The sequence below is a fragment of the Massilia sp. UYP11 genome (genome assembly GCF_050434805.1).
Classification (GTDB): Bacteria; Pseudomonadota; Gammaproteobacteria; order Burkholderiales; family Burkholderiaceae_D; genus Telluria.
The window spans coordinates 1-1,010 of the sequence record NZ_JBNDJE010000066.1 but is presented as its reverse complement, the minus strand read 5'-3'; the positions used below and the strand labels follow the sequence as shown (position 1 = coordinate 1,010).

The 1,010-nt window shown below is 59.6% G+C and carries 1 pseudogene; it reads right to left on the bottom strand.

From position 1 onward, the window contains the following. Positions 1-18: 18 nt before the first annotated feature. Positions 19-947: pseudogene (locus ABIB38_RS24205) on the bottom strand (IS5 family transposase). Positions 948-1,010 lie beyond the last annotated feature (63 nt).

Sequence of the window (1,010 nt, the reverse complement as noted above, 5' to 3'; positions counted from 1 at the left end):
CGCTATTTGTAGTCCGTTTTATAACACTGGGACCGTAATCGGAGTACCCAGCTGAGTGAAGCGATTTAGAACGGCAGCCCGCACTTGTAACTCGGCAACCTGACGGTCAAAGTCGCGTGCCATCACCCGTTCGCCCAGCAGCTTGAAGCAGCGCATCTTGGTTTCAACAAGGCTGCGCCGGTGGTAGCCGCTCCATCTCTTCCATATTGCCCGTCCCAGCCTTTTTGTCGTCCGCAGGATGTCATTACGTGTATCGGCGCCACAGCGGTTTGCCTTCCAAGGCTTGGCGTTCTCACGGGTCGGGATGATGGCGTGCGCGGCACGCAACGCGATGGCTTCATGACAGTCCTTCGTGTCGTAGGCGCCATCCCCACTGACGCTGGCAATCTTCTCGTCAGCAGGAATCTGGCCCAGCAGCGCTGGCAGGACAGGTGCGTCGCCGACACTGTTGTCCGTCACCTCCATGGCCGGATCTCGAGCGTGGACGCATCGATCCCGAGATGCACCTTGCGCCACTGGCGGCGGTACTCTGCACCATGCTTCTTCGTCTTCCATTCGCCTTCGCCCAGCATCTTGATACCCGTGCTGTCCACCAGCAGATGCAAGCCTGTCGTGGTCGGCACGGCGCCAATGGCAACCTGCAGCGTCTTTTGCCGACGGCTCACCGTGCTGTAGTCCGGCGCCGACCAGTCGAGCCCAGCCAGGTGCAGCAGGCTTTGCGTCATCCCCATGGCCTGGCGTAGTGGTAAATTGAACAGGCACTTGATGCTCAGGCAGAACTGGATCGCCTCGTCGCTGAACGTCTGGCTACGGCCGCGCTTGCCACTTGGCCTGCCGTGCCACTTCATCACTGGATCAAGCCAGATGAGCAGCGAGCCGCGGGCCTTGAGGGCTTCGTTGTATGTCTTCCAGTTGGTCGTGCGGTACTTCTGTGGAGCTGGTTTCATCCTGCTCAGGCTAACAGACCTACGCCTTATACCCTGGCCGAGCCTGATTTACGCAACAAAGCC